Genomic DNA, 25814 nt, shown 5'->3' on the forward strand with positions numbered 1-25814 from the left:
GCGCGGGCCCGTCCCGCGCGGCCCCGTCCCGTCCCGCGCGGCCCCGTCCCGTCCCGCCGAGCGGGCGAAATACGTCACGCTCGGCGCCTCCGAGCGGCACGTTCTGCACGCTCGGCGGCACGCACGCGGCGTGTCCCGCCCGCTCGGCGGCACGCACGCGCCGTGTCCCGCCCGCTCGGCGTCGCGTCGCGTCGGGCGCTGGGCGACCCCCGACGGCCTGGAGGCGCGGGCCGGCCCCGCACCGTGCCTCCCGTCCGGTGTCGGTCGCGCCGGGCGCCAGGCTCGCCGGACCCGGCAACCTCGGGCCCGGCCACCTCGTCCGCGAGGTCGCTGGATCTGTCGCTCACGGCGCCGAGGAGCGACACATCGTGCGACCTGGGCGGCACGCGCGCGGCGTGTTGCGCGACCTCGGCGTCGCGGTCCGCGTGTGTGCCGCGCCGGGGCCCGGCGACCGCGCCGACGCGCCCGGGTTTGTCCTCGGTCGCGGTTAGGCTGTTCCCAGACCGCAGCAGCTCCCGCGAACCGGAGGTTCCGTGTCGGATTCCGACTCCTTCGTCCACCTGCACGTGCACAGCGAGTACTCGATGCTCGACGGCGCCGCCAGGCTGGGCGACCTCGTGGCCGAAACCGCGGCGCAGGGCATGCCCGCCGTCGCGGTGACCGACCACGGCAACATGTTCGGCGCGTTCGAGTTCTGGAAGGCCGCCAAGGCCGGCGGCGTGAAGCCGATCATCGGGACCGAGGCGTACATCACGCCGCGCACCCACCGCACCGACAAGACCCGCATCCGCTGGGGCGACGGCGGCGGGGACGACGTGTCCGGTTCCGGCGCGTACACGCACATGACGATGTTCGCCGAGAACACCACGGGCATGCACAACCTGTTCCGGCTCTCGAGCAAGGCGTCGATCGAGGGGTACTACTTCAAGCCCCGCATGGACATCGAACTGCTCGAGGAGTACCACGAGGGCATCATCGCCACGACGGGCTGCCCCTCCGGCGAGATCCAGACGCGCCTGCGGCTCGGGCAGTACGACGAAGCCGTCAAGGCGGCGGCGGACTACCGCGACATCTTCGGCAAGGAGAACTACTTCGCCGAGGTCATGGACCACGGGCTCGAGATCGAACGACGGATCATGAGCGACCTGATCCGCCTGGCGAAGGACCTCGACATCCCGCTGGTCGGCACGAACGACCTGCACTACACGCACGCCCACGACGCCAAGTCGCACGCGGCGCTGCTGTGCGTGCAGTCCGGCTCCACCCTGAACGACCCGAACCGCTTCAAGTTCGACGCCGACGAGTTCTACCTGAAGACCCCGCAGCAGATGCGGCACCTCTTCCGCGACAACCCCGAGGCCTGCGACAACACGCTGCTCATCGCCGAGCGGTGCAACGTCGAGTTCGACACCGCGGCCAACTACATGCCGAAGTTCCCGGTGCCCGACGGTGAGACCGAGCACTCGTGGTTCGAGAAGGAAGTGGCGAAGGGGCTCGAGTACCGCTACCCCGAGGGCATCACGCCCGAGGTGCAGGAGCGTGCCGACTACGAGGTCGGGATCATCAACCAGATGGGCTTCCCGGGGTACTTCCTCGTGGTCGCCGACTTCATCAACTGGTCGAAGAACAACGGCATCCGCGTCGGCCCCGGCCGTGGTTCCGGTGCCGGCTCGATGGTGGCGTACGCGATGCGCATCACCGACCTCGACCCGATCCGGCACGGTCTGATCTTCGAGCGGTTCCTCAACCCGGACCGCGTCTCGATGCCCGACTTCGACGTCGACTTCGACGACCGGCGCCGCGGTGAGGCGATCAAGTACGTCACCGAGAAGTACGGGTCCGAGCGCGTCGCGCAGATCGTCACGTACGGCACCATCAAGGCGAAGCAGGCACTCAAGGACTCCTCGCGCGTCCTCGGGTTCCCCTTCGGCATGGGCGAGAAGCTCACCAAGGCGATGCCGCCGCCCGTCATGGGCAAGGACATCCCGCTCACCGGGATCTTCGACAAGGACCACCCCCGCTTCAAGGAGGCGGTGGACGTCCGCACGGTCGTCGAGACCGACCCCGAGGCGAAGACGGTGTTCGACACCGCGCTCGGGCTCGAGGGGCTGAAGCGCCAGTGGGGCGTGCACGCCGCCGGCGTCATCATGTCGAGCGACCCGCTGATCGACATCATCCCGGTGATGAAGCGTGAGCAGGACGGCCAGATCGTCACGCAGTTCGACTACCCGGCAGCGGAGTCGCTCGGCCTGATCAAGATGGACTTCCTGGGCCTCCGGAACCTGACGATCATCAGCGACGCCCTCGACAACATCAAGACGAACCGCGGGATCGAGCTCGACCTCGAGACCATGGGCCTCGAGGACCCCGAGGCGTACGCGCTCCTGCAGCGCGGTGACACCCTCGGTGTGTTCCAGCTCGACGGTGGGCCCATGCGCGGGCTGCTGCGCCTGATGAAGCCGGACAACTTCGAGGACATCTCGGCGCTCATCGCCCTGTACCGTCCGGGGCCCATGGGTGCGAACTCGCACACGAACTACGCGCTCCGCAAGAACGGCGAGCAGGCGATCACCCCGATCCACCCCGAGCTCGCCGAGCCCCTGCAGGACATCATCGGCACGACCTACGGCCTGATCATCTACCAGGAGCAGGTCATGGCCATCGCGCAGAAGGTCGCCGGGTTCTCCCTCGGCCAAGCGGACATCCTCCGCCGCGCGATGGGCAAGAAGAAGAAGTCCGAGCTGGACAAGCAGTACGCGGGCTTCGAGAAGGGCATGCAGGACAACGGCTACTCGGCCGCTGCCATCAAGACGCTGTGGGACATCCTGCTGCCGTTCTCCGATTACGCGTTCAACAAGGCGCACTCGGCGGCGTACGGCGTGGTGTCGTTCTGGACGGCGTACCTCAAGGCGCACTACCCGGCCGAGTACATGGCGGCGCTGCTGACGAGTGTCGGTGACGCCCGCGACAAGCTCGCGCTGTACCTCAACGAGTGCCGCCGCATGGGCATCAAGGTCATGCCACCGGACGTCAACGAGTCGATCGGCTTCTTCGCGGCCGTCGGCGAGGACATCCGCTTCGGCATGGGCGCCATCCGCAACGTCGGGTTCAACGTCGTCGACGACATCGTGAAGGCCCGCACCGAGAAGGGCGCGTTCGAGTCGTTCCACGACTTCCTGCGCAAGATCCCGATCTCGTCCGCGAACAAGCGCACCGTCGAGTCGCTCATCAAGGCCGGTGCCTTCGACGAGTTCGGCGACTCCCGCCGGGCGCTCGTCGAGATCCACGAGGCTGCGGTCGAGGGCGCGGTGAAGGTCAAGCGCGACGAGGCCCACGGCAACGTCGGGTTCGACTTCGACTCGCTCTTCGCCGAGGTGGCCGAGGAACAGCCCTCGGCGGCCGTGGTGTCGCAGGTCCCGGACCGGCCGGAGTGGTCCAAGCGCGACAAGCTCGCGTTCGAGCGCGACATGCTCGGCCTGTACGTCTCCGACCACCCGCTCGCCGGGCTCGAGATCGAGCTCGCCAAGCACCAGTCGATCACCATCGCCGACCTCATCGCGGCCGACGACTCGGTCGAGGGCGAGACCGTCACGGTCGCCGGCCTGCTCACGAGCGTCCAGCACCGGGTCGCGAAGTCGAGCGGCAACCCGTACGGCATCGTCGACATCGAGGACTTCGGTGGGCAGATCGGCGTGATGTTCCTCGGCAAGACGTACCAGGAGTTCGGGCCGTCCCTCGTCGCCGACTCGATCGTCGTCCTGCGCGGGCGGGTGAACGTCCGCGACGACGGCAAGGCCCTGCACGCGGTGAGCATGTTCCAGCCGAACGTCGGTGACGCGATGGGGTCCGGACCGCTCACGCTGAGCCTGCCCGAGCGCCAGGCGACCACGACGACGGTCACCGAGCTCGCCGCCGTGCTCGGCCGGCACAGCGGCGAGACCGAGGTCAGGTTGAAGCTCATCAAGGACGACGTGGCTCGTACCTTCGAGCTGCCGTTCCCGGTGAACCTCACGCCCGACCTGTTCGGCGAGCTGAAGAGCCTGCTCGGCCCGCGCTGCCTGGTCTGACGTGCTGCCCGTCCGCCCCGACCCCGCCGTGCTGCGGGCGTTCGGGGTGGCCGGTGCCCGACCGGTCCTGCTCGCGGGCGGCCGCGGGCTGACCTGGCGCGCCGACACCGTGGTCCTCCGGCCGCACGACGGCGCGGCGGTGACGGACTGGCGGGCCGAGGTCCTCGCCGAGCTGGAGCACACGCCGGCGTTCCGCACACCACGGCCGGTCCCGACGTCCGAGGGGTCCTGGCGCGTCGGCGAGTGGGAAGCGCTCGAGTGGGTGCCGGGGCATGCCGTCCCGACCCGGGTGGCCGACGTCATCGCCGCGGGGACGGCGTTCCACGAGGCGGTCGCGCACCTGGACCGCCCGGCCTTCCTCGACCATGCCGACGACGCGTGGAGTCGTGCCGACGGCATGGCCTGGGGGACTGCTCCGCTCCCGCGGCAGCCCGCCCTCGACCGGCTCGGTGCCGCGTTCCGGCCGGTCCGGTCGCCGTCCCAGCTCGTGCACCGGGACCTGCTCGGCAACGTCCTCTTCGCCGACGGTCAGCCGCCGACGGTGATCGACTGGCCACCGTCCTGGCGTCCCGCCGGCTTCGGCGCGGCCATCGCCGCGGTGGACGCCGTGTGTTGGCACGGGTACCCGGTCGACGCGGTCGGCGCCCTCGGCGACGGGATCGCCGAGTGGGCGCAGCTCCTCGTGCGGGCGCTCGCGTTCCGCATCGCGACGCTGCAGCTGCTGGACGCGTGGGACCCGGCCACCGCCCACCGGCACGATCCGGTCGTGGACGCGCTCGTCTGACGGCCAGGAGGCGCGGGGCGGCGCCGCCCCGCGCCTCCCGACCGGCGGGTGGTCCGGTCAGGCCCCGCGGCCGGTGATGGCGCGGATGCGCGCCACGAGACGGGGGCTCCGCGCACCGAAGGTGAGCGCGGTCAGTCGGCGGATCGAGACGGTCGCGCGGTGCACGAGCAGCCCCGTGGCCTCGGCGATGTCGGACACCGCGTGCCAGCGCGCGCGGAGCGCCACCGGGTCGATCTCGGACGACGCGGCCATGCGGACCAGCTTGACGAGGTCGTCGCCGCCGTGCCACACGGTGCTGTGGTTCTCGAAGCGGCGCAGGATCCGGTCGATGGCCGACGCGCGGTGGTTCGCGACCGCGAGCGACCAGCGGTGGTCGTGCGAGACGGGATCGACCAGGACCCACCGTGGCGCGTTGGCGTTCAGCGCGGAGAGCTGGGCGAACGTCGTCAGCGCGCCCAGGGCGACGGCGACGTCGAAGATCTGCCGCGGACGCCCGCCGACGGCGATCGACGCGCCCGGCAGGGCCTGCCGGGCCGCGCGCACCTGCGACTTGGGGACGATGACGGTGACGACCATGTCGTCGGACACTGCGGCGAGGGTGCTGCGGACGCGGGCGACGAGCTCGTCGGTGAGGTCGCCGGGAAGGTGGAGCGCGACCCGGACCACGTCGTCGTCGGGCAGGAAGGCGTCGGCGAAGACGTCCACCGCGTCGCGGTACCGGGCGAGGAACAGGGCGACGGCGCCGCCGTAGAACGGGTAGCGCTCGAGCAGGATGCGCTCGTGTTCCAGCCGCAGCGACGGGCCGCGGTCACCGCTGAAGCTCGTCGACCCGGTGTGCAGGACGAGCGCACGGTTCGCGAGGACCGAGGTGAACCCCTCCTCGTTGATGCGCAGGCAGAAGTCGTTCTCCTCGCCGTAGCCCGGCGAGAAGACCTCGTCGAAGAGGCCGAAGCGGTCGATCATCTCGCGGCGGATGAGGAAGCAGAAGCCCATCGCGACGGGGGAGACCGTGTGGCGGGGGAGCAGGTACTTCGTGCGGCCGTGGAGCTCGCGGGTCCGTCGGGGTGCGAGGTTCGCGCTCGGGTTCCGACGCGCGTACGGGAACGACGCGATCGTGGCGTTGTCGCTGCGGGCGCAGACGACGCCGATCACGTCGTCGGAGGCGAGCACCGCCGTCATCTCGTCGAGGAACCCAGGCATCGGCACGGTGTCGCTGTTGAGGAGCAGCACGTCGTTGCCGGTCCGGTCGAGTTCGAGGACCGCGCGGTTGCAGTTGCCGACGAAGCCGAGGTTCCGTGCGTTGCGGGTGTACTCGAAGCCGTCGTGGTCGCCGACGAGCTCGAGGATCCGCGCCTCGATCACGTCGACGCGGGGGCCGACGTCGTTCGCGAGCAGCACCCGGTCGACCGAGAAGTCGACCGTCTCGAGGAGCGCCTCGATGCAGCGTTCGAGTCCGGGCAGGTCGTCGTAGACCGGCACGACGATCGTCACCGCACGGCGGTCGCGGGTCACCGGCGAGCCAGCTTCCGCACGACGACACCCGGACGGGCGAGCAGCCGGCCCACCGCACCCGAGCGCGACCGCACCCGGTTCGCGAGCAGGCCCACCGCGGCGCGGGCGCTCGTCGCGCCGAGGGACGCGTAGGCCCCCGGCAGCTCGAACCAGTAGCGCGCGGCCTGGGGGAGCCGGTAGCCCTCGGTGCCGACCAGGGCGACCAGCCGCTCGATCGCGGCGGCGTTGTCTTGACCCGACCCCGTGACGGCGGCGAGTCGCTCCGGAGCAGCCGCACCGTGCCTCCTGGCCGAGTCGGGGTCGGCCGCGTACGCAGCGAGGGCGTCCGCGAGGGCCGCGGTGTCGTCCGCGTCCACCAGCGTGCCGGTGACCCCGGGCTCGACCAGCTCAGCGCTCCCGCCCTGGCGGGTCGCGACGACCGGCTTGCCGAGCGTCATGTACTCGGCGGTGGTGCGGCCGAACGCCTCGATCGTCGAGGGCGTGACGCAGACGTCGGCCGCCTCGATGAACGGCGCGGGGATGTGCTGCTCGCCGGCGAACACGACGTGGTCGGCGACGCCGAGCGCCCGGGCGCGGTCGGTGAGGCGCTGGTCCTCGCCCGGGTGCTTCCAGCTGCCCACGAAGCAGACGCTCGCGGTGACGCCGCGCGCGCGGAGCGCGCCGAGCGCATCGACCACGCGGAACTGGCCCTTCGACTCCTCGACGCGGCCGAGCACCGTGATGCGGAGCCCGGGGTCGGGTTGCGGGAACGGCGCCACCGCGGGCGTCTGGTCGCGGGTGGCCTGGAGGCGCGTGGTGTCGACCGTCGGGTACGCGACGGAGAGCTTGTGGTCCGGCACGTACTGCGCGAGGTGCGCGCGCATCGCCTCGGAGTTGGTGACCACGGCACCGGACAGGAGGCCGATGTCGCCGAGGACCCCGGCGCGTCCTGTCTGGAACTGCAACCCGTGGTCGAGGTCGCCGTACTCGCGGACGAACCAGGCCTGGGGGATCCCGAGCACGGCGGCGGCGAAGGACGCCCACGGGGCGACGAGCGTGTTCGTGACGACGAGGTCCGGGCGCTGGCGCTCGTAGAGCCGGATGATCGCGTTCACGGCCGCGTAGTCGACGGTGGCGAACGCGGCGCGCTCCGCAGCCGGTGCGGGCTGCGGGCTCGGCAGGGCCCAGCCGCGGAAGCGCAGCGCGTCGTAGGACCAGCCGCGCTCGTCGAGCGCCTCGATGAACTTGCCCCGGGGTGCCTTCGTGACGAAGGTCGGGGTCATGGTCGGGTCGATCGTCAGCCAGTCCTCGACGAACCGGAGGAGTGACCGCTCCGCACCACCGAGGTTCACCGGCGCCGTGGAGTGGTTGGCGAAACTGACGATCACCTTGTCACTCTACAAAGGTTTCGGCGAGTCTTCGTCATCTCGACACCTTCTGTGGACAGCGTTCACGGTGCGGATCGTGCATCATGCAACGGTTGTGCGAGAATGCCTCGTCCCCCGAATCCCGCGAGGAGCGCGCTGTCTGCGCTCCGGAGGAGCCAGCACCCGAAGCATGACGTACCTGAACGAGCTCATGTCCTCGCGCGAGTTGCTGGCGAACCTCACAGCGCGAGAGGTCAAGGGCAAGTACCGCCGCACGGTCTTCGGGCAGCTGTGGTCGCTGATCAACCCGCTCGCGACGATGCTGATCTACACGATCGTGTACTCGTTCATCTTCCGGGCGCGGCTCGAGGTCGGCGACCCGAGCGGACTGAACATCTACCCGCTGTGGCTGATGTGCGGACTCCTGCCGTGGATCTTCGCCCGGAACGTCATCAACTCCGGCATGACGTCGATCGTCGCCAACGGCTCGCTCATCAAGAAGGTCTACTTCCCCCGGATGACGCTGCCGCTCGCGGCCGTCGGCTCGTTCGGCTTCACCTGGCTCGTCGAGATGGGCGTGCTCCTCATCGCCCTCGCCATCGCCGGCTCGAACTTCTGGATCTACCTGCCCGTGATCGCGCTGACCATGGTGTTCCTCGCCATGTTCGCCGCCGGCCTCGGGCTGATCCTCTCCATCGTCAACGTGCACTTCCGCGACATGCAGCACCTCGTCGGCATCGCCCTGCAGATGTGGATGTACCTGTCGCCGATCATCTACCCGTTGTCGCTGGTCGAGGACGCGGCGAACAAGGCCGGGCACCCGTGGATCATCCACGTGTACAAGCTCAACCCGATCGAGCGGTTCTCCGAGGTCTTCCGGAACCTCATGTACGACAACCGATTCCCGAACTGGACCGACCTGGTCGCGTGCGCCATCGCAGGATGCGCCTCGCTCGCACTCGGCTACTTCGTGTTCTCCCGCAACGAGAAGAAGCTGGCTGAACTGCTGTGACCGATGCTGCCGTTACCGTCGACCACGTCTCGAAGCGCTTCCGCATGTACAAGGAGCGCAACGACTCGCTGAAGAGCATGGTCATGCGAGGCAAGAAGTCCGTGCACGAGGACTTCTGGGCCCTGAAGGACGTCTCGTTCGAGGTGCCGCACGGCACCACCTTCGGACTGATCGGCAAGAACGGGTCCGGCAAGTCCACACTGCTCAAGTGCCTGGCGAAGATCCTCTGGCCGGAAGAGGGCGCGATCACCGCCCGCGGCAAGCAGGCATCGCTGCTCGAGGTCGGCTCCGGCTTCCACCCCGAGCTGTCCGGCCGCGAGAACGTCTTCCTGAACGGGTCCATCCTCGGCATGAGCCGCAAGGAGGTCGCGCGGAAGTTCGACGACATCGTGTCGTTCTCCGGCGTCGGCCACTTCATCGACCAGCCCGTGAAGAACTACTCGTCCGGCATGTACGTGCGGCTCGGGTTCTCGGTCGCCGTCGCGGTGACGCCGGACATCCTCGTCGTGGACGAGGTGCTGGCCGTCGGTGACGCCACGTTCCAGAAGCGCTGCCGCACGAAGTTCAAGGAGATGAAGGAGGAGGGCCGCACGGTCATCCTCGTCTCCCACTCGATGAACACCGTCAAGGACATGTGCGACGAGGTGGCCTGGCTCAACGAGGGTGAGCTGAAGATGATCGGCAAGACCGACGACGTCGTCAAGGCGTACAACGAGACCGTCTGAGCTCCGGCTCGACAGCACGAGGGGACAGACGTGTCAGAACTGACGCCCGCTACCGCACCGTCGCGCCGCCGCTTCACGGTCGGCGCGGTCTTCGCCGTCTACAACGTCGCGCGGTACCTGCCGGACCTGCTCGCTTCGCTGGAGCGGCAGACCTACCCGCTGACGAAGACGCAGCTCGTCTTCGTGGACGACGGGTCCACCGACGACAGTCTCGAGGTCCTGCGTGCCTGGGCGGTCGGACGGGAGGACCACGTCGTCGTCACGACGCAGGAGAACGCCTGGGTCGCCGCCGCGCGCAACACCGGCATCCGACACCTCGACGCCGAATGGGTGACGTTCGCCGATCCGGACGACGTGTTCGACGACCGCTACTTCGAGGAGGTCGTGAAGTTCATCGACCTCCACGGTGCACCTCGTGTCGGCATGCTCGCGACGCACCAGATGCGGTTGAACGAGGGCCTGGAACTCATCAACTCGCACCCGCTGCGGATGAAGTTCGCGAAGGGATCGCGGATCATCGACCTCGAGCAGGAACCCGTGATCCAGCTCGCCGTGAACTCGGCGTTCTTCCGGACGGCGGAGATCGAGCGGCACGGCCTCGAGTTCGACGGCCGGGTGCGCCCGGTGTTCGAGGACGCGCACTTCATCGGTCGGTACCTGCTCGCGACCGGCAAGAACGACATGGGCGTCCTCGCGTCCGCGAAGTACCACTACCGCATGCGCGGCGACGGAACCTCGCTGATGGAGACCCACTTCGACCACGCGGGCAAGTACACCGACGTGCTCCGGTACGGGCTCCTGGACCTCCTCGCGACCGCCGAGCGAGCGGGCGGTGTCCCGCGCTGGCTCGAGAACACGGTCCTGTACGACTTGTTCTGGTACTTCAAGAACGAACGTGCGCTGAACTCGCCGTCGGCCCTGGCACCCGCTCGGACCTTCGACGAGTTCCATTCGCTCGTCGCCGCGATCCGCGAGAAGATCTCGGACGACGCGATCCACTCGTTCGACATCATGTGGGTCGAGTTCGCCGTGCGGAAGGCGTTGCTGACCGGGTACACGGGTCAGTCCGAGCGCCCGTCCTACGTCAAGCTCGAGCGCGTCGACGAGCGCCGCCAGCACGTCAAGCTGACGTACTGGTTCACCGGGACCCGTCCGACCGAGCGCATCGTCGTCGACGGGCGCGACGTGGTGCCCGTCCACGAGAAGGACCAGGACCTCGTCTTCTACGGCCGAGCCGTGCTCCGCCAGCGGCACGTGTGGATCGAGCGTGGGCGCCTGACCCGCATCTGGCTCGACGGCCGCGTCGTGCCCTTCTCGCGGGGCGAGCGCTACGAAGCCGACGAGACCCTCACGCGACGGCAACTCAACCCGCAGATCCTCGGCCAGCGGAAGCGGCTCGAGAACAAGTGGGCGGACGTCACGACACCGGCGCTCCGACACGTGAAGCGTGCGGCGCAGGCGGTGTACGTCAAGACCCGCAAGGGTGTCTACAAGCGGAAGCTGCAGGACACGCTGCTCGGTGTCTCGGTCCGGACGAAGCGCGTCCGCGATCTGTACCAGGACGCCTGGGTCTTCATGGACCGCGACACCGATGCGAACGACAACGCCGAGCACCTCTACCGCTGGGTTCAGCGCAACCGACCGGACATCAATGCCTGGTTCGTCCTCGACGCGGGGTCCAAGGACTGGGATCGCCTGCGCGCGGAGGGTTTCCGGCTCGTGGCCTACAAGTCGGCCGCGTGGCGCAAGCTCCTGCTGCACGCGGTCCACCTCGCGTCGTCGCACATCGACGTCTACGTCGTGAGCCCGTTGGACCGCCGACGCTACGGTGAGCCGCGGTTCACCTTCACGTGGCTGCAGCACGGCGTGACCAACTACGACATCTCGCGGTGGGTCAACTCGAAGCCGGCGGAGCTCTTCGTGGTCGTGACCCCCCAGGAGAAGGCCTCCATCGCGGGGGACGGGCCCTACACGTTCACCGACCGTGAAGTCGTGCTGACCGGGTTCCCGCGACACGATGAGCTCCTCCGAAAGCGTCGTGCCGTGCCGGACGCCGAACGAGACCTGATCCTCATCATGCCGACCTGGCGCAAGAAGCTCGCGGGCAAGCAGGTCCCTGGCAGCAACGAGCGCCTGAAGAACCCCGCGTTCCTCACCAGCCAGTACGCGCAGCAGTACAACGCGCTCATCGGGTCCGAACGGATCCGAGACGTCGCGGCGAGGACCGGGAAGCGCGTGGTCTTCATGCCGCACCCCAACATGCGTCCGTACCTCGACGACTTCGACGTCCCCGAGTGGGTGGAGGTCTGGGACTTCGGCTCGCGGAACGTGCAGGACGTCCTCGCCCGCGCAGCGCTCATGATCACGGACTACTCGTCGCTCGGCTTCGAGGCCGCGTTCCTCGACGTCCCTCTCGTCTACTTCCAGTTCGACGCGTCGTCCTTCTTCGACGGCACGCACGTCGGCCGACGAGGCTACTTCGACTACGAGCGTGACGGCTTCGGTCCGGTCTCGGACGACGTGCCGGGCGTCGAGGCGGCGGTCGAGGACATCGGCCTGAACGACTACGTCTCGGCGGCCCGGTACCTGGACCGCACGAGAGCAGCCTTCGTGACGCGCGACGAGCAGAACTCCGAGCGCGTCTTCCGAGCGATGGAAGCGCTCGACGGGGCTCCCCGGATCAAGGAACCGACGCAGGAGGACGTCTCCGCAGCGGCGCGCTGACGACCGTCAGCCGACGTTCGGTACGTGCACCTTCGTCTCGATCATGTTGTGGTCGGACGGGATGACCGACGTTCCCGGGTTCCAGTTGTTGACGAACTCATCGCTGCCCTGGAGCCCCTGCGTCAGGATGTAGTCGATGCGCTGACCGTCCTTGTTCGGGTCGTCTGCCTGCTTCGACGGCGGCTGGTAGTTGTTGTACGTCGTCTTCGCGGTGCCGTAGCGGTGCTGCGAGGCCGACGCGTCGTAGAAACCGGCCCGGACGAGTGTCGGCTGGGCGCCGTCGATCGCGTCCTCGGGGTAGCGGTTGTCGTTGAGGTCGCCGCCCAGGAGCACCGGGAGGCGCTTCCCGTCCGCGTTGGCCGGGTTGACGCGATCGAGCGCCGCGAGGAGCTGGGTCGAGTTCTGGCCGAGGAGCGTCTTGCGCGCCTGCGGGTAGGAGTTCGACGGGATCCCGTAGTGCGCGGCGACCACGATGAAGGTGGTGCTGCTGCCGTCACGCGACCGGAGCTTCGCCCAGGGGGTGTTCGTGTCCGGCGCAGCGGACGCCGGGTACACCTCGTAGTCCTTGATGCCGCTGAGGACCCCGTGGTCGACGACGGTGTACTTCGAGGGGTCGTAGAGGATCCGGTTGCCCTGATGCGAGGCGCTGACCGTCATCGGGGCACTGTCGACGAGCTGCAGGTTCGGAAGCCGGCGGTCGAGGTCGAGGTACGCCTGGGCGGAGCCGGTCCCACCGGACGGCCCGCTCGCTTCGAGGACCGTGAGCACGTCGGGGTCCTTCGCGTTGATCGTGGCGGCGATCGCCGGAGCGCGGGTCGACCAGCCCGGCGCCCCGCCGGTCTCACACCCCGAGCACAGGACGTTGTAGCTGGCCAGGTGGACCGGGAGGTCCGTCGAGACCGGCTTGGTCGGGACGGGCCAAGCGCTGACCTGCGCTGATTTCCGGACGAAGGTCGAGTTGAAGTAGGTGTTCCGCGCCATGGCACGGACGTAGATCGGGTTGCCGTACGCCACGGACGTGAGGTCGCTGTCCGACGCCGGGAGCGTCCACGTCCGCGTGGCAGGGTCGAACGCCGACGACCACGGAGTGAAGTGCGGCGCCCAACGGTCCGGCGTCCGGTTCTCGTTCGGGCCGGCGGACCACCGGACCTGGTAGTCGCTGGCGTTCGCCACCTCGGGGATGGACACCGTCACGCCGTTCTGCGCGGGCTTCGCCGTGATCGTCCCGAACGTCGCGACGGCGTTCGGTTGGAGCGTCGTGGTGACGGTCTTCGCCCAGGAGCCGGCCGTCGTCCCGTTCTTCGCAGCCACCGTGACGTAGTAGGTCGTCGCCGGCCGGAGGTTCGTCATCCAGGCCCCGACGACGGACGAGTCCCGGTAGACGGGGCTCGCGAGGTCCGATCGGGTTGACCACTTGAGGACGTAGGACGTCGCGTTCGGGACGGCCTTCCACGTCATCTTGACGCTCTTGCCGGCCCAGTCCTGTGTCGCCTTCGCGACGCCGGTGACCTGCGCGGGCTTGGTCGCGGCGTGCGCGGGCGCACTGAGGCCGGCTGCAGCGACGGTGAGCGCTCCGATGACGGCAACGCGGGTAACCCAGCGACGAGACACGTCGACCCCCTGATCTGATCCTGGTCCGACGCTAGCCCGATCCCGTCCCCACCGGTAGCCGCCGAACGGGGGACGCCCACTTCGGCGCGGCGCCCGCTGGTCGCGGCTCAGTGGGCTGACGGAGGCTCGTTTCCACTACAGTGCTCTGGTGCCGAACCGACGAATCCAGCACTTCCGAGCCGACATACAGGGTCTGCGAGCGCTCGCGATCGGTCTGGTCATCTTGTACCACCTGTGGCCCAACCGACTTCCTGGCGGCTACGTCGGCGTCGATGTCTTCTTCGTGATCTCCGGGTTCCTGATCACGGGACACCTCGTCAAGGCGATCGGATCGAACCCGACCCCGCGCTTGCTCATCGACTTCTACGCACGTCGCATCCGGCGGCTCGCCCCGGCTGCTGTGCTCGTCATCTCGTTCGTCCTCGTGGCTTCGTACGTCCTGCTCCCGTCGACCAGCCTGGCGCCGACGGGGTGGAGTGCGCTGGCGTCGACGCTGTTCTCGCAGAACTGGTACCTGGCCTCGCAGTCGGTCAGCTACCTCGAAACCGCAACGCAGCCGAGTGCACTCCAACACTTCTGGTCGCTGTCCGTCGAGGAGCAGTTCTACATCATCTGGCCGATCCTCCTCGTCGCTGCCGCGCTCATCGCTCGCCGTCGCCGTGTGTCGACGAGGCGAGCGGTCGTCGGCGCCGTCGTCGTCCTCGGAGCGCTCAGCTTCGTCTGGTCGCTCGTGCACACCGCAACCGATCCGGACGTCGCATTCTTCGACACGACGGCGCGAGCCTGGCAATTCGCAGTGGGCGGCGCGATCGCGATGCTCCCGGTGCGGTTCCGCCTGCCGTCGGCGGCCGCGTGGGTCGGGATCGGGTGCATCGCGGTGTCCACGTTCGCGTTCTCGGACTCGACGGCGTTCCCGGGGTTCGCAGCAGCACTCCCGACCCTCGGTGCCGGGCTGGTCATCGCCACGGCCTCCGACGAGGACGCGCCGTGGTCATGGGCGTTCTTCTCCCGGTTCGGCCCCGTGCGATGGCTCGGCGATGTCTCCTACTCGGCCTACCTCTGGCACTGGCCGTTGATCGTGCTGGTCCCACTGGCGATGGGCCGGGCCCTCGACACGCGAGCGAAGGTGCTCATCATCGTCACGACGTTGATCCTCGCCTTCCTCTCGGAGCGGTACGTCGAGAAGCCGTTCCGGACCACCGGTTGGCTCACCGCTCGCCGCCGTCGGAGTTTCGTCGCCGGCGCCACGGCGGCCCTCGTGCTCGCTGTCGGTTCGGTGGGTGCCGTCGGTGTCAGTGCCTCGGCGACCGCGAGCGAGAACGCGGCGCTGATCGCGAAGGTGACCAACGGGGACAGTTGCTACGCGGCTGCGGCCCTCGACAACCCGGATTGCCACGACGCGTTCGGCCGGGTGGACCGAGCGCACCTGCCCGAATCACTCGCCGACAAGCCGCTCGCGTGGCAGGACGACTGCATCGACGACATCACGCGGAACTCGGAGAAGCTCTGTCAACTGGGTGACCCCGACGGCACGCAGACCGTGCTGCTCTGGGGGGACTCGCACGCGGGAGCGTGGTCGTCCGCGTTCGACATCGCGGGCAAGATCAACCACTGGAAGGTGATCGTCGCCGCGCGGAACAAGTGCCCCTCATCCCTGATCGCTCCCGACGAGACGGCGTGGGGAGAGAAGCTCCCGGCGGACCAGCAGGAGTGGTGTGGCGCCCGGAACGACTGGGTGCTGAAGAACGTGGTCCCTCGTGCCGACCGTGTCGTGCTCGCGAACCTCTGGGCGAACTACGTGTTCGACGGGGGGCGAGGCGATCAAGCCGCCGGGTACGAGCGGGTCGTGCAGGGCTCGCAGGCGCGAGGGCGTGACGTCACGGTCATGCAGCACGTGCCGTTGACCGGGCCGACGCTGGAGAAGAAGGTCTGGGGACCGGATTGCCTCGCGGAGCAGGAAGCCTCGTCGTGCTCGAACCCGATCGCCACCGCGTACCCGCCGGCCACGAGTTCCGTGTTCCGTGCGCTCAAGGAGGACGGTCTCGCTCGCTCCGTGCGGTACGTCGAAGTCCAGGACCGGTTCTGCGACGATGCACGGTGTTACTCGGCGATCGGTGGAGTGTCGGTCTACTTCGACGGCTCGCACCTGTCGAACACCTACAGCACCTCACTCGGACCCTGGCTCGCGGGTGAACTGCGTTCCGAGCGCACGCTGGACAAGGCTGCGCTCGGATGACCGACGTCCGCCTCTCGGTCGTCGTCCCCGCACGGAACAGCGGTCCGTGGATCGCCGAGCTCATCGAGAGCGTGCTCGGTCAGGGCGACCTCGGGCTGGAGCTGATCGTGGTCGACAACGGATCGACCGACGGTACGACGGAGATCGTGAGGGCGGTCGCTGCGCGCGACTCCCGCGTCCGACTGGTGACGTCATCGGCCTCCAGCGCGGCTGCGGCCAGGAACGACGGTGTCGCACACGCGAACGGCACCTACCTCGTGTTCGCCGACTCTGACGACCTGGTCCCGGAAGGTGCCTACCGCGAGATGCTCGGATCGCTCGAGGCGAGTGGCTCCGACATGGTCATCGCGGATCACCTCAAGTTCTCTGCGACACGGACCTGGCGTCCGACCGAGCGCTGGTACTCGTTCGACGAGCGGCGCGTCGGCCTCGTGCCTGGGGCAGTGCCGGAACTGCTGTCCAGCAGACCGTGCTGGAACCGGATGTTCCACCGAGCCTTCTGGGACCACGCAGGACTGCGCTTCCCGGAGATCGACAGCGTCGAGGACATCGAGCCGATGACCCGCGCCTTCGTGTCCGCAGAGAAGCTCGATGTCGTTCCGTCCTGCGTGTACCTGTACCGGGAACGCGCAGACGCCTCGTCGCTGTCGCTCCGCGCGGACGCTACCGTCACCACCCGGTACCTGGAGCAGGAACTGGCTTGCGCCCGACTGGTCCAGCACGACACCGCGCTCCGCACCGCACACGCCGAGATCGTGCTGGATGCGGACGGTTGGGCGCACCTGCACCGGTTCTTGCTGACCGCACCGGCGCCCGATCAAGTGGCACCGGTCGCGCGCGCCACGGAAGCGCTGCTCGAAGCGATCCCGCTCGACGGGTTGACCGGGGTTGCTCCGATCCGCCACATGCTGTGGGCCCTCGTCATGCAGGGCGACTGGACGGCCGCGACGGCGTTCGTCATCGGCTCCACGAGCGCGCACGCCGAGGACCGGCTCGATGCGTGGATCAACGCCGTGGTGCTGTTGCTCGCTACCGACCCGCTGATCGCGACGGACCTCGCGACCGGAGGACTCGTGCCGGCCCTCGTGAACGGCGCGGACGGTGTGGGCGAGGCCTGGCTCGCCGATCGACTCGGACCGGTCTCCCACACGGAGTTCCGCCCCACCGGGAGCGCGCTCAGCGATGCGATGATCGCTGCCGTCAGGTCCGGGAGCCCTGCTGCGGTCAGGACAGCCTCCGCGCTGCGCCACCTCGTTCCGCTCGTGATCGACCACGTCGACGTCTCCGACGCGGGCATCGTCGTCGGTGGACCTGCGGACCTCAGCGCGTTCGAAGGCGGTGTCGCACTGCAGCTCGCCGGACCCAGCCGTCAGGAGGTGTCGACGACACCGGCACCAGCGACCGGGGGTTGGCGATCGTCCGTCCGAGCGGAGGAATACGCCGAGGGGCGGTACTCGGTGTCCGTGTCGTTCGACGGGGTCGACGGATCGTTCCCTGTCGTCACTGCTCGGATGCCGCTTCCGCCGGTCGGCCCGGGGATGCCCATGCAGCCGTTGGCCGATCGGAAGGACGGCTGGCGTTTCCTCGTCGATCGGCGTCCGACGCGCGAGGGTGGAGTCCGCGGCCTGCTCCGGAGAGCAGCGGGTCGCTTCCGATGAGCCCGCGCGGCATGCGACGGCCCGGCACGGAGCAGCGGGGTCAGGCCGCGACCTCGTCCAACAACCGCGCGTAGTCCCTGGACCGCCCGAACGGCGCCAGCTGCCGACTGAACTCCTCGGCCCCCGGCGCACCGTCGACCGGGGCGGCGAGCACTCCGGCGAGGGACGCGGCCGCATCGCCGGCGTCGAACCACCGCACCCACCCTTCGTCCCCGAACTCGGCGCGGAGGTGCGGCTCGTCGGGCAGGACGGACGGCACGCCGAACGACGCCGCGAGGTGCAGCGCGCCGGAGTTGAGAACGCGCCGGTACGGGAAGACGGCCACGTCAGCAGCCCGGAACCACCGCTGCACGTCGACGTCGCCGACGTGGTCGTGTTCGCGGACGGCTCGGAGGTCGTCGCCGAGCATGGTGTCGATCGACGCCCGGTCCGCGTCCGACGTCCGGCCCGCGAGCAGCAGGACCGGACGGTCCGCGGCCGGGACCCGGCGGACGGCGTCGACCAGCACGTCGAGGCCCTTGTACGGTCGCATCTGGCCGAAGGCGAGCACGGTTCGGTCCGAGTCGACCAGGCCGAGGGCCGCACGCGCCTCGGAGCGCGTGACCGACGCCGGGTAGACGCCCTGGTAGCTGGGGTGGGGGATGCGGACGATCCGGTCCGGGTCCAGCGTGTAGTGGTCAGCGACGGCGGCGGCGGTCTCCGCGTTCATCACGTGCACGACGTCGGCGGTGGCGGCGAGGTACCGGTCGAGCGTCAGCTCCAGCTCGAGGTGCCGGGCGTCGTGGGGGAGGACGTTGTGGATCGTCCACACGAGCCGGGCGCCCCGGGCACGTGCCGCGTCGACGGCGGTGCGGAAGCGGTCGAGGCGTGCGCCGGCCGCAGCGAGGTCGTCGTCGGTCCGCTGCACGATCGGCGCGGTCCAGTGCATGTGGAACACGTCACCGGCGCCGAGGCGTCCGAGCTGCTGTTCGAGCTGCTCGAGGCGGGTGCTCTCGAGGACGTTCCAGCCGCGCGCCCGCGGCGCCAGCAGCATGAGGTTCAGGTACGGGTTGTCCCGGTAGGCCGGGAACACCGCGAGGGAGCGATCGGGCACCGCCCGATCCTACGGGGAGTCGTCAGTCCGCTGTGGCGACGATGTACTCGGCCTCGTGCAGGACCGAGCAGAACGCCAGCCCCTCGTGAGCGAGCGCGTCGCGCCTCCGGATGACGGCACCGCACACGGAGCACTTAGTCGTGAAGGTCGACCGCATGGCATCGGAGAGGAGCGACATGCAGACATCGTGCTCCGCGAACGTGAACAGACGGCGGCGTCTGGCTTGGAAGGCGGTGAACGTGCCCGCAGAAACGGCCCCAGAAAGGACGGATCCTCGGCTCTACAGCGCCCGGACCACCTGCTCCGCCCCGTCCCCCGCCGGCAGGACCACCGCGAAGTCCCCGTCCGCCACGACCTGCCCCGGCGCGGCCCACACGACGTTCCGTGCGCCCGGCTGCGGCACGAACGACGCACCGGCGCGGCCGGACGCCGAGCCACCGCCGACCACGGTCACGGTCACCTCGTCGATCCCGCTGGACCCCCGGTACCAGGACGTCGGCATGTCGACCGCCGCGGTGTGGCCGGCGGCCTCCAGTGCGGCGACGAGCGCCGTGACGTCCGCCACGCGGGTCCCGTCGTGCTTGATCGCGACGCGGAGCCCGACTGCCCCCTCCTCGCGGACGACGACCGGCCGCGACGACCGGACGTGCACGTCGTGGCCCTTCGGCAGCCCGGGTTCGACGCCGAGGTACCGGAGGCCGGCGGTGTCGTACCGGTCGACGGCGTCGGCGGCCGGGTAGCGACCGCGCCAGCGCTCGTCGAAGATCCGGCGGTTGTCGACGCGGGCGTCGTCGCGGCCGGGTGTGCGGCTCTCGTGGTGGACGACGACGGACGCCGGCACGACGACGAAGGCCGATCCGGCAGGCGAGGACTCGATGGCCCGCAGGCACAGGTCGACGTCCTCGAGGCCGTTCGCGTACACGGGGTCGAACCCGTGCCAGCGGATCAGGTCGGCGGCCCGGAAGGCGGCCGCCGCGGCGGTGATCGCGGTGAACCGGGCGGGGGAGCCCGGGTCGCCGGCGGTCGCGCCGAAGGCTCGGGACGCGTCGTGGCGCGGGTGGTCGCCGAGGAAGTGCCAGGGCAGCACCTTGTCGCCGCCGAAGACGGTGCCGGCGGTCTGGACGACGCCGTCCGGGTAGACGAGGAGCGGCTGCGCGCCGAGGACGGCACGGTCCTCGAGTGCCGCGACGAGCGGGCGGAGCCACCCGGTGGTGACCTCGGTGTCGTTGTTGAGCATGACGACGGTGCCGCCGGCGGAACGGGCGAGGCCGAGGTCGCTGCCGAGCCCGAAGTTGCGGTTGCGGTCCTCGCGCTGCAGCACGACACGGGGCTCGTCGCGGAACCACGCGCCGAGGATCGCCGACACGGACCGAGGCGACCCGTTGTCGACGAGCACGACCTCGACCCGGTCGCCGTCGTGGTCGGCCGCGCCGAGCACGGTGTCGACGGCCCGACGGGTCATCGTCCAGTCGCGGAAGACGGGCACGACCACGGACACCAGGGCGGCGTCGCGGGTGGGCGCCGCCGCGGCGAGGGCGTCCCAGTCGATGCGGTGCCGCGCGAGCGCGACCTCCTGCCACGACGCGGGCTGCGCGGACGAGACCCGCCGCGGGTCGCGGACGTTGTCGTAGTCGACGCCGATCACGGGGACGTACGCGGGGACGCCGAAGCGCTTCCCGATGCGGAGCAGCCACTCCCAGTCGATCCACCGCCGGAGCGTCTCGTCGAAGGGGCCGACGGCGGCGGCGACGTCCCGGCGGACGACGAGGGCGTTGAGGTCGATGAAGTTCCCGGCGAACAGGTCGTCGAGGGTGCCGTCCTCGCCGCGGTACGTCTCGACCGGCGCGGTGGAGTCGTCGGCGTTGTTCGCACCGATCATCCGCACGCCGGTGTGCACCCCGGGACCGTCCGTCTCGAGCAGCGCCGACACCGCGACGGCGAGGTGCTCGGGCCGCCAGGTGTTGTCCGCGTCGAGGAACGCCACGAAGTCGCCGCGCACGGCGGCCAGCCCGGTGTTGCGTGCGGCACCGGCGCCGCCGTTCTCGCGCTCGATGAGGCGGATGCGCGGTTCATCGACCGCGGCCCGGCGCACGACGTCGACCGTGTCGTCACCCGACCCGTCGTCGACGAGCACGAGCTCCCACGCGGCGTGCTGCTGGGCGCGCACGGACGCGATGGCCGCGCCGACGACGTCGGCCCGGCGGTGCACCGGCATCACGACGGAGACGAGCGGCTGCTCGGCCTCGCGGCGGGCGGCCCCGCGCGGGTACCGTGCGAGGACCTCGGCGGTCTCCGGTCCGTCCCACGTCGCCCGGTAGCGACGCCGGGTCCGGTGCTGGGCCGCGGCGAACTCGCGAGCCGCAACCATGGCCGACTCGCGGACGGCGGCCCAGGTCGGCGCGGGTCCGCGACGGCCTGGAGGCACGGGGAGCGTGGTCTCGTCGGTCGCGTTCCGCAGGAAGTGGCGGAGCGCATCGAGCGTGGACGCCGGTCGGTCGGCCGCCGGCAGCGACGCCGCGTACGCCGCGGCGTCGAAGAGCGGTCCGGTCTGGAAGAGCTCCGGCCCCTCCTGGTGCAGTGCGTCGTACCAGGACATCGCGGGCACGGGCTGGTGCTCGCGCATCCACTCGTGCTCCACGAGGGGGCTGAGCGAGAGCCCCCGCTGGCCGTCGTTGTGCACGTAGAAGGCGATCGCCTCGTCGTCGGTGGCGAAGGTCCGCCCGGTCTGGGCCTCGAGGTACGGGCGGTCGAGCACGCCGAACTCGCCGATGCGCCGCGCCCACCGGTCGAGCCGGTCCGTGACGGTCAGCGGCTTCTCGGGGCCCCGCAGCCCGCGTGCGAGTCGCCGGGTGATGCGTCCGATGCCGCTCCGGTCGGCCATCAGCGACGCCCCGGCAGTCGTGCGGCGACCTTGGCGATCGCCTGACCGGTGCGGAAGGACCGGCTCGTGCGCAGATCCTCGAGCTCCCGGCGGAGTCGCGCGACCTCGGTGGCGGCGCCGCGTGCACCGACCTCGGCGGCAGCGAGGTCGAGGGGGAGCAGTGCCGCCCAGCGCCGCTCGAGGTGGGCAGAGGTGCCCTCGAGCGGAGCGAGCATGCTGTGCTCCACGCCCTCGCGGGCACTCTCCAGCTCCTCCGGGCCCACCACGTCCGCGAACGGCCGGACGAGGGCGTCGACGCGGTCCGACCCGGCGCGGTACGACGCGGACGACCACGGGACGGACGCGACGCCGGTCTCGATCACGACCCAGAAGGCCGCACGGCGGTTCGCCGTGACGAGGTCGGCCGGTGTCGGGTCGACCAGCACCTGCACGGTGACGAGGTCGTCCGGGTCCGGGTCGTCGGTGGTGACCGTCCAGCCGTCCGGGGCCGGCGTGCCGGCGGGGAGCCGCGCCTCCAGGGCGAAGCCGTCCCCGAAGGCCGCGTCGATCCGCCGGGCCAGCCCCGCGGCGTCCTCGACGTGATGCAGGTCGACCGCCAGCCGCGCGGCGGGTCCCGCGGGGACGAGCACGTCGGCGAACCGCTCGGTCGCCGTCGTGCCGTGCCGCTGGTAGGCGGCGACCGCGTCCGGCAGGAAGGGGTAGCGGCGCTCGAGCTCGCGCTGGTGGGCGGCGCGCAGCGCGGACCGGTTGCCGGCGAAGCTCTTCCCGCCGGCGTGCAGGACGAGTGCCCGGTTCGCGATCTTCGCGAGCCAGCCGTGCGCGGCGATGCGGAGGCAGTAGTCGTTCTCCTCGCCGTACCCGGGGGCGAACGCCTCGTCGAAGAGGCCGTGCTCGGTGACGAGCTCGCGCCGGGTCAGGAAGCAGAAGCCCATCGCGACGGGGAGCACCTGCGACGCCGGCAGCAGCGGTGCGATCGCGTCCCACACCGCGCGGGTCCGTGCCTCGGTCCGCGCCGCGCCGCGGTTCGTCAGCCGGTACGGGATGCTCGCGATCGTCGCGTTGTCGCTCCTGGCGGTCACCACGCCGGTGCGGTCCTCGTCGAGGACGGCGAGCATCGCGTCGAGGAAGCCTGCGGTGGGGACCGCGTCGCTGTTCAGCAGCAGGACCGCTTCGCCGTCGGCGCCCGCGTCGAGCTCGGTCACGGCGCGGTTGCAGGTGCCGACGAACCCGAGGTTGTGGTCGTTGCGTTCGTACCGGAAGCCGGGACGGTCAGCGATGCGCCCGAGCAGGGCGGACTCGATCGCGTCCGCGTCGGGGCCGCAGTCGTTGACGAGCAGCACGCGGTGGCGGTCCGTGGCGAGGTGCTCGACCAATCCGTCCACGCAGCGGAGCAGGGACTCGAGATCGCCGTACACCGGGACGACGACGAGGGTGGTGCGGGTCATGCGGAAGGCTCCTCGAGGCTGGTGGCGAGTGCGTCGACGGCCGCGTCGAGCGGACCCCCGAGCGCGCCGTCGGCGAGCGGGACGGCACCCGTCGGCCCCTCGGCCGCCGCCCGCCGGACCGCGTCGGCGACGGCGAGCCCCAGGGACCGGGCGTCGGCGGGCACGGCCGTCAGGTTCGGGTGCAGGTGCGCACGGGTGTCCCGGAACTCGTTCGTGACGACGCGGGCCCCCGAGATCGCACCGTCGAACGGCGGGTGGCTCGGGTGCGGGCTGTGCTGCAGCGACAGCACGACGTTGGTGGACGCGATGAAGCGGAAGTAGTCGTCCCACGGCATCGTGCCGTGGCTGACGAGCTTCACGTCGCCGCGACCGCCGTCGAGCTCGACGTCGCCGTGCTGCTCGCCCGCCGAGTGGAACTCGACGCGCAGACCGTCGACGGCGAGCTCCTGGACCGCCACCCGGAGTGCGGCGACGCCGAGTCGGAACAGGTTGCGGTGCTTGCTCGGACGACCGTAGAAGAGCACGCGCACGACGTCCTCGTGCCGGCGTGCCTCGGCGACGCGGTCGAGCAGCTCGAGGTCCAGGTGCGGCGCGAAGGTGCGCTCGCGCGGCACGTCGAGTGCCTCGACCTCGGCGAGGTACCGGCGCAGCGGCTCCGAGTTCACGAGCATCCGGAAGCCGGCGCGGTAGGTCGAGGCGGCGACGGCGTACTCCGTCGACCACGGGCTGAACCCGGGCTCGTAGTCCTGCACGAGGTAGACGACGCGCTCGCGGCCGATCACCCCGGCGGTGACCGCGACGTCGATCGGGTGCGCGGTCTTCCAGTGCGTGGCGATCCAGACGTCGTCATCGCCGAACGTCGTGTCGAGGACGTCCTCGCGGCGGACCACCCGGACCCCCGGGCGGCCGTCGACTAGGGACTCCGGGAAGCGGTCGGCGACGAGGGCCTCGGCCGCGGCGGCGCTGTTGCCCGGCGTGGTCCAGCGGACCATCACCACGCGGACCGGTCGGCCGAGCCGTCCGCCGAGCGCGAGCGCCACGGCCAGTGCGGTCTGCACACCGGCGAAGGCAGCGCCCTCGCGGAGCTCGTCGACCACGAGCACGACCTCGGGAGCACGGTCGGTCGTCCGGATGCCGGCGAGCGCGAGGCTCGTCTCCACCAGGCCCTCGAACGGGCGGGCGGTCAGCGGTGCACGGTCGCGCTCGCGCCGGGCCACCCCGACGTCCACGCGGGACACCGTCCGCCCGAGTCGCTCGCGGACGTCGTTCCGGTAGTGGCCGTCCCGGGCGTAGCGCTCGTTCACACGGACGAGGTCGCCGACGAGGCGTCGTGCCTTCTCGAAGTTCATCGACCCTCACGTTACTGGGCCACACGGCGTCGCTCGGTAGGATCGACACCCTCATGATGCAGCGAATCGACCTCCGCGGCGGGCTCCCCGCCCGCGCCGAACTCCTCCGACTCATGCCGCGCGCCACCGGCGACGTCTCGCACGCGGTCGACGCCGCCCGCGAGCTCGTCGACGCCGTCCGCGAGCACGGGGCGTCGGCGCTGCGCGACCAGGCCGAACGGTTCGACGGGGGAGCGCCCGCGAACGTCCGGGTCCCGGCGGCCGAGATCGCCGCGGCCGTCGCCGGCCTGACGCCGGAACTCCGCACGGCGCTCGACGAGGCGATCCGCCGGGTCAGGGCGGCGAGTGCCGCACAGGTCCCCGCCGCGTCCGTCACCACCCTGGCCGACGGTGCCGAGGTGCACCAGCGCTGGCAGCCGATGCGCCGCGTCGGGCTCTACGTGCCCGGCGGCAAGGCCGTCTACCCCTCGAGCGTCGTCATGAACGTCGTCCCCGCGCAGGTCGCCGGCGTCCGGTCGATCGCGCTCGTGTCGCCGCCGCAGCGCGCCCACGGCGGCGCGGTCCACCCGACGATCCTCGCCGCGGCCGGGCTCCTCGGCATCGACGAGGTCTACGCCATGGGCGGCGCCGGAGCCGTCGGCGCCCTGGCCCACGGTGTCGGCGAGATCGGCCTCGAGCCGGTCGACCTCGTCACCGGTCCCGGGAACAACTACGTGGCCGCGGCGAAGCGGATCGTGCGGGGCACGGTCGGCATCGACTCCGAGGCCGGCGCGACCGAGATCCTCGTGATCGCGGACGACACCGCGGACCCCGGCTACGTCGCCGCCGACCTCATCAGCCAGGCCGAGCACGACGAGCAGGCCGGCGCCGTCCTCGTGACGACGTCCGCGGCGTTCGCCGACGCGGTGGAGGCGGCCATCCCGGAACGCGCGGCGCGCGTCGGGACCGTGTCGCGCCTCCAGGTCGCGCTCGACGGACCGCAGTCCGCGATCGTGCTCGTGGACTCGCTCGCCGACGCGGCGACTGTGAGCAACGCGTACGGACCCGAGCACCTCGAGATCCAGACCGCCGACGACGACGTGGTCCTCGCCGACATCGACGCCGCCGGTGCGGTGTTCGTCGGACCGAGCACGCCCGTGAGCCTCGGCGACTACCTCGCCGGGTCGAACCACGTCCTGCCCACCGGCGGGCAGGCCCGCTTCGGGTCCGGGCTGTCCGCCTCGACGTTCCTGCGGCCCCAGCAGGTCGTCCGGTACACGCCCGACGCCCTCGCCGAGGTCGCGCCGCACATCGCCGCCCTCGCCACCGAGGAGCAGCTCCCCGCGCACGGCGCCGCCGTGACGGAGCGCACGAACCGGTAGCCTGGGCACG

The 25814-nt window shown here is 70.5% G+C and carries 16 protein-coding genes; 8 read left to right on the forward strand and 8 right to left on the reverse strand.

The features are described from left to right. Positions 1 to 584: 584 nt before the first annotated feature. Positions 585 to 4067, forward strand: coding sequence for a DNA polymerase III subunit alpha (dnaE, locus tag ACNQOV_RS10340; protein WP_042723464.1), 3483 nt, complete (start codon positions 585 to 587; stop codon positions 4065 to 4067). Between the two features lies 1 nt (position 4068). After that, positions 4069 to 4851: a hypothetical protein gene (locus ACNQOV_RS10345; protein WP_402262124.1), complete on the forward strand. Its 783-nt coding sequence runs from the start codon at positions 4069 to 4071 to the stop codon at positions 4849 to 4851. A 57-nt stretch (positions 4852 to 4908) separates the two neighbouring features. Here the strand turns inward: ACNQOV_RS10345 and ACNQOV_RS10350 are convergent, their stop codons facing one another. After that, positions 4909 to 6363: a glycosyltransferase family 2 protein gene (locus tag ACNQOV_RS10350; RefSeq protein WP_416394417.1), complete on the reverse strand. Its 1455-nt coding sequence runs from the start codon at positions 6361 to 6363 to the stop codon at positions 4909 to 4911. Next, positions 6360 to 7730: a glycosyltransferase family 4 protein gene (locus ACNQOV_RS10355; protein ID WP_416394418.1), complete on the reverse strand. Its 1371-nt coding sequence runs from the start codon at positions 7728 to 7730 to the stop codon at positions 6360 to 6362. The genes ACNQOV_RS10350 and ACNQOV_RS10355 overlap by 4 nt, the downstream gene beginning before the upstream one ends. A gap of 169 nt (positions 7731 to 7899) precedes the next feature. Here ACNQOV_RS10355 and ACNQOV_RS10360 point away from each other — a divergent pair, with 169 nt between their 5' ends. The 3 genes from ACNQOV_RS10360 to ACNQOV_RS10370 are packed head-to-tail and all read left to right on the forward strand — an operon-like array spanning position 7900 to position 12170. Beyond that, positions 7900 to 8721: an ABC transporter permease gene (locus tag ACNQOV_RS10360; RefSeq protein ID WP_416394419.1), complete on the forward strand. Its 822-nt coding sequence runs from the start codon at positions 7900 to 7902 to the stop codon at positions 8719 to 8721. Then, a complete protein-coding gene (locus ACNQOV_RS10365; RefSeq protein ID WP_416394420.1) occupies positions 8718 to 9446 on the forward strand; it encodes an ABC transporter ATP-binding protein in 729 nt (242 codons plus the stop codon). The genes ACNQOV_RS10360 and ACNQOV_RS10365 overlap by 4 nt, the downstream gene beginning before the upstream one ends. Positions 9447 to 9476: 30 nt before the next feature. Continuing rightward, positions 9477 to 12170, forward strand: a complete 2694-nt coding sequence (locus tag ACNQOV_RS10370) for a bifunctional glycosyltransferase/CDP-glycerol:glycerophosphate glycerophosphotransferase (protein ID WP_416394421.1) — start codon at positions 9477 to 9479, stop codon at positions 12168 to 12170. 6 nt (positions 12171 to 12176) lie between these two features. Here the strand turns inward: ACNQOV_RS10370 and ACNQOV_RS10375 are convergent, their stop codons facing one another. Beyond that, positions 12177 to 13781, reverse strand: a complete 1605-nt coding sequence (locus ACNQOV_RS10375; protein WP_416394422.1) for an endonuclease/exonuclease/phosphatase family protein — start codon at positions 13779 to 13781, stop codon at positions 12177 to 12179. A 148-nt stretch (positions 13782 to 13929) separates the two neighbouring features. Here ACNQOV_RS10375 and ACNQOV_RS10380 point away from each other — a divergent pair, with 148 nt between their 5' ends. Next, on the forward strand, positions 13930 to 16017 hold the full coding sequence (locus ACNQOV_RS10380; protein ID WP_416394423.1) for an acyltransferase family protein: 2088 nt from the start codon (positions 13930 to 13932) through the stop codon (positions 16015 to 16017). Further along, positions 16014 to 17675, forward strand: a complete 1662-nt coding sequence (locus ACNQOV_RS10385) for a glycosyltransferase family 2 protein (protein WP_416394424.1) — start codon at positions 16014 to 16016, stop codon at positions 17673 to 17675. Before ACNQOV_RS10380 ends, ACNQOV_RS10385 begins: the two co-directional genes overlap by 4 nt. A gap of 40 nt (positions 17676 to 17715) precedes the next feature. On the opposite strand, the gene ACNQOV_RS10390 is transcribed toward ACNQOV_RS10385, so the two are convergent. The 5 genes from ACNQOV_RS10390 to ACNQOV_RS10410 all read right to left on the reverse strand — a co-directional run bounded on the left by ACNQOV_RS10390 (position 17716) and on the right by ACNQOV_RS10410 (position 24443). Next, positions 17716 to 18768, reverse strand: coding sequence for a glycosyltransferase (locus ACNQOV_RS10390; RefSeq protein WP_416394425.1), 1053 nt, complete (start codon positions 18766 to 18768; stop codon positions 17716 to 17718). A 22-nt stretch (positions 18769 to 18790) separates the two neighbouring features. Then, positions 18791 to 18946 carry a hypothetical protein gene (locus ACNQOV_RS10395; RefSeq protein WP_022905388.1) on the reverse strand — a complete coding sequence of 52 codons (156 nt, stop codon included), beginning with the start codon at positions 18944 to 18946 and terminating at the stop codon, positions 18791 to 18793. Positions 18947 to 19048: 102 nt separating this feature from the next. After that, positions 19049 to 21649 carry a glycosyltransferase gene (locus ACNQOV_RS10400; RefSeq protein ID WP_416394426.1) on the reverse strand — a complete coding sequence of 867 codons (2601 nt, stop codon included), beginning with the start codon at positions 21647 to 21649 and terminating at the stop codon, positions 19049 to 19051. After that, positions 21649 to 23094 (reverse strand): glycosyltransferase family 2 protein, encoded by a 1446-nt coding sequence (locus tag ACNQOV_RS10405; RefSeq protein WP_416394427.1) that lies wholly within the window; start codon positions 23092 to 23094, stop codon positions 21649 to 21651. The genes ACNQOV_RS10400 and ACNQOV_RS10405 overlap by 1 nt, the downstream gene beginning before the upstream one ends. After that, positions 23091 to 24443: a hypothetical protein gene (locus tag ACNQOV_RS10410; protein WP_416394428.1), complete on the reverse strand. Its 1353-nt coding sequence runs from the start codon at positions 24441 to 24443 to the stop codon at positions 23091 to 23093. The genes ACNQOV_RS10405 and ACNQOV_RS10410 overlap by 4 nt, the downstream gene beginning before the upstream one ends. Before the next feature lie 53 nt (positions 24444 to 24496). On the opposite strand from ACNQOV_RS10410, the gene hisD reads away from it, so the two are divergent. Beyond that, positions 24497 to 25804, forward strand: a complete 1308-nt coding sequence (gene hisD / locus ACNQOV_RS10415; protein WP_416394429.1) for a histidinol dehydrogenase — start codon at positions 24497 to 24499, stop codon at positions 25802 to 25804. Positions 25805 to 25814: the final 10 nt, after the last annotated feature.

The sequence above is a fragment of the Curtobacterium sp. LFS084 genome (assembly GCF_047977705.1).
In the GTDB taxonomy this organism is placed as follows: Bacteria; Actinomycetota; Actinomycetes; order Actinomycetales; family Microbacteriaceae; genus Curtobacterium.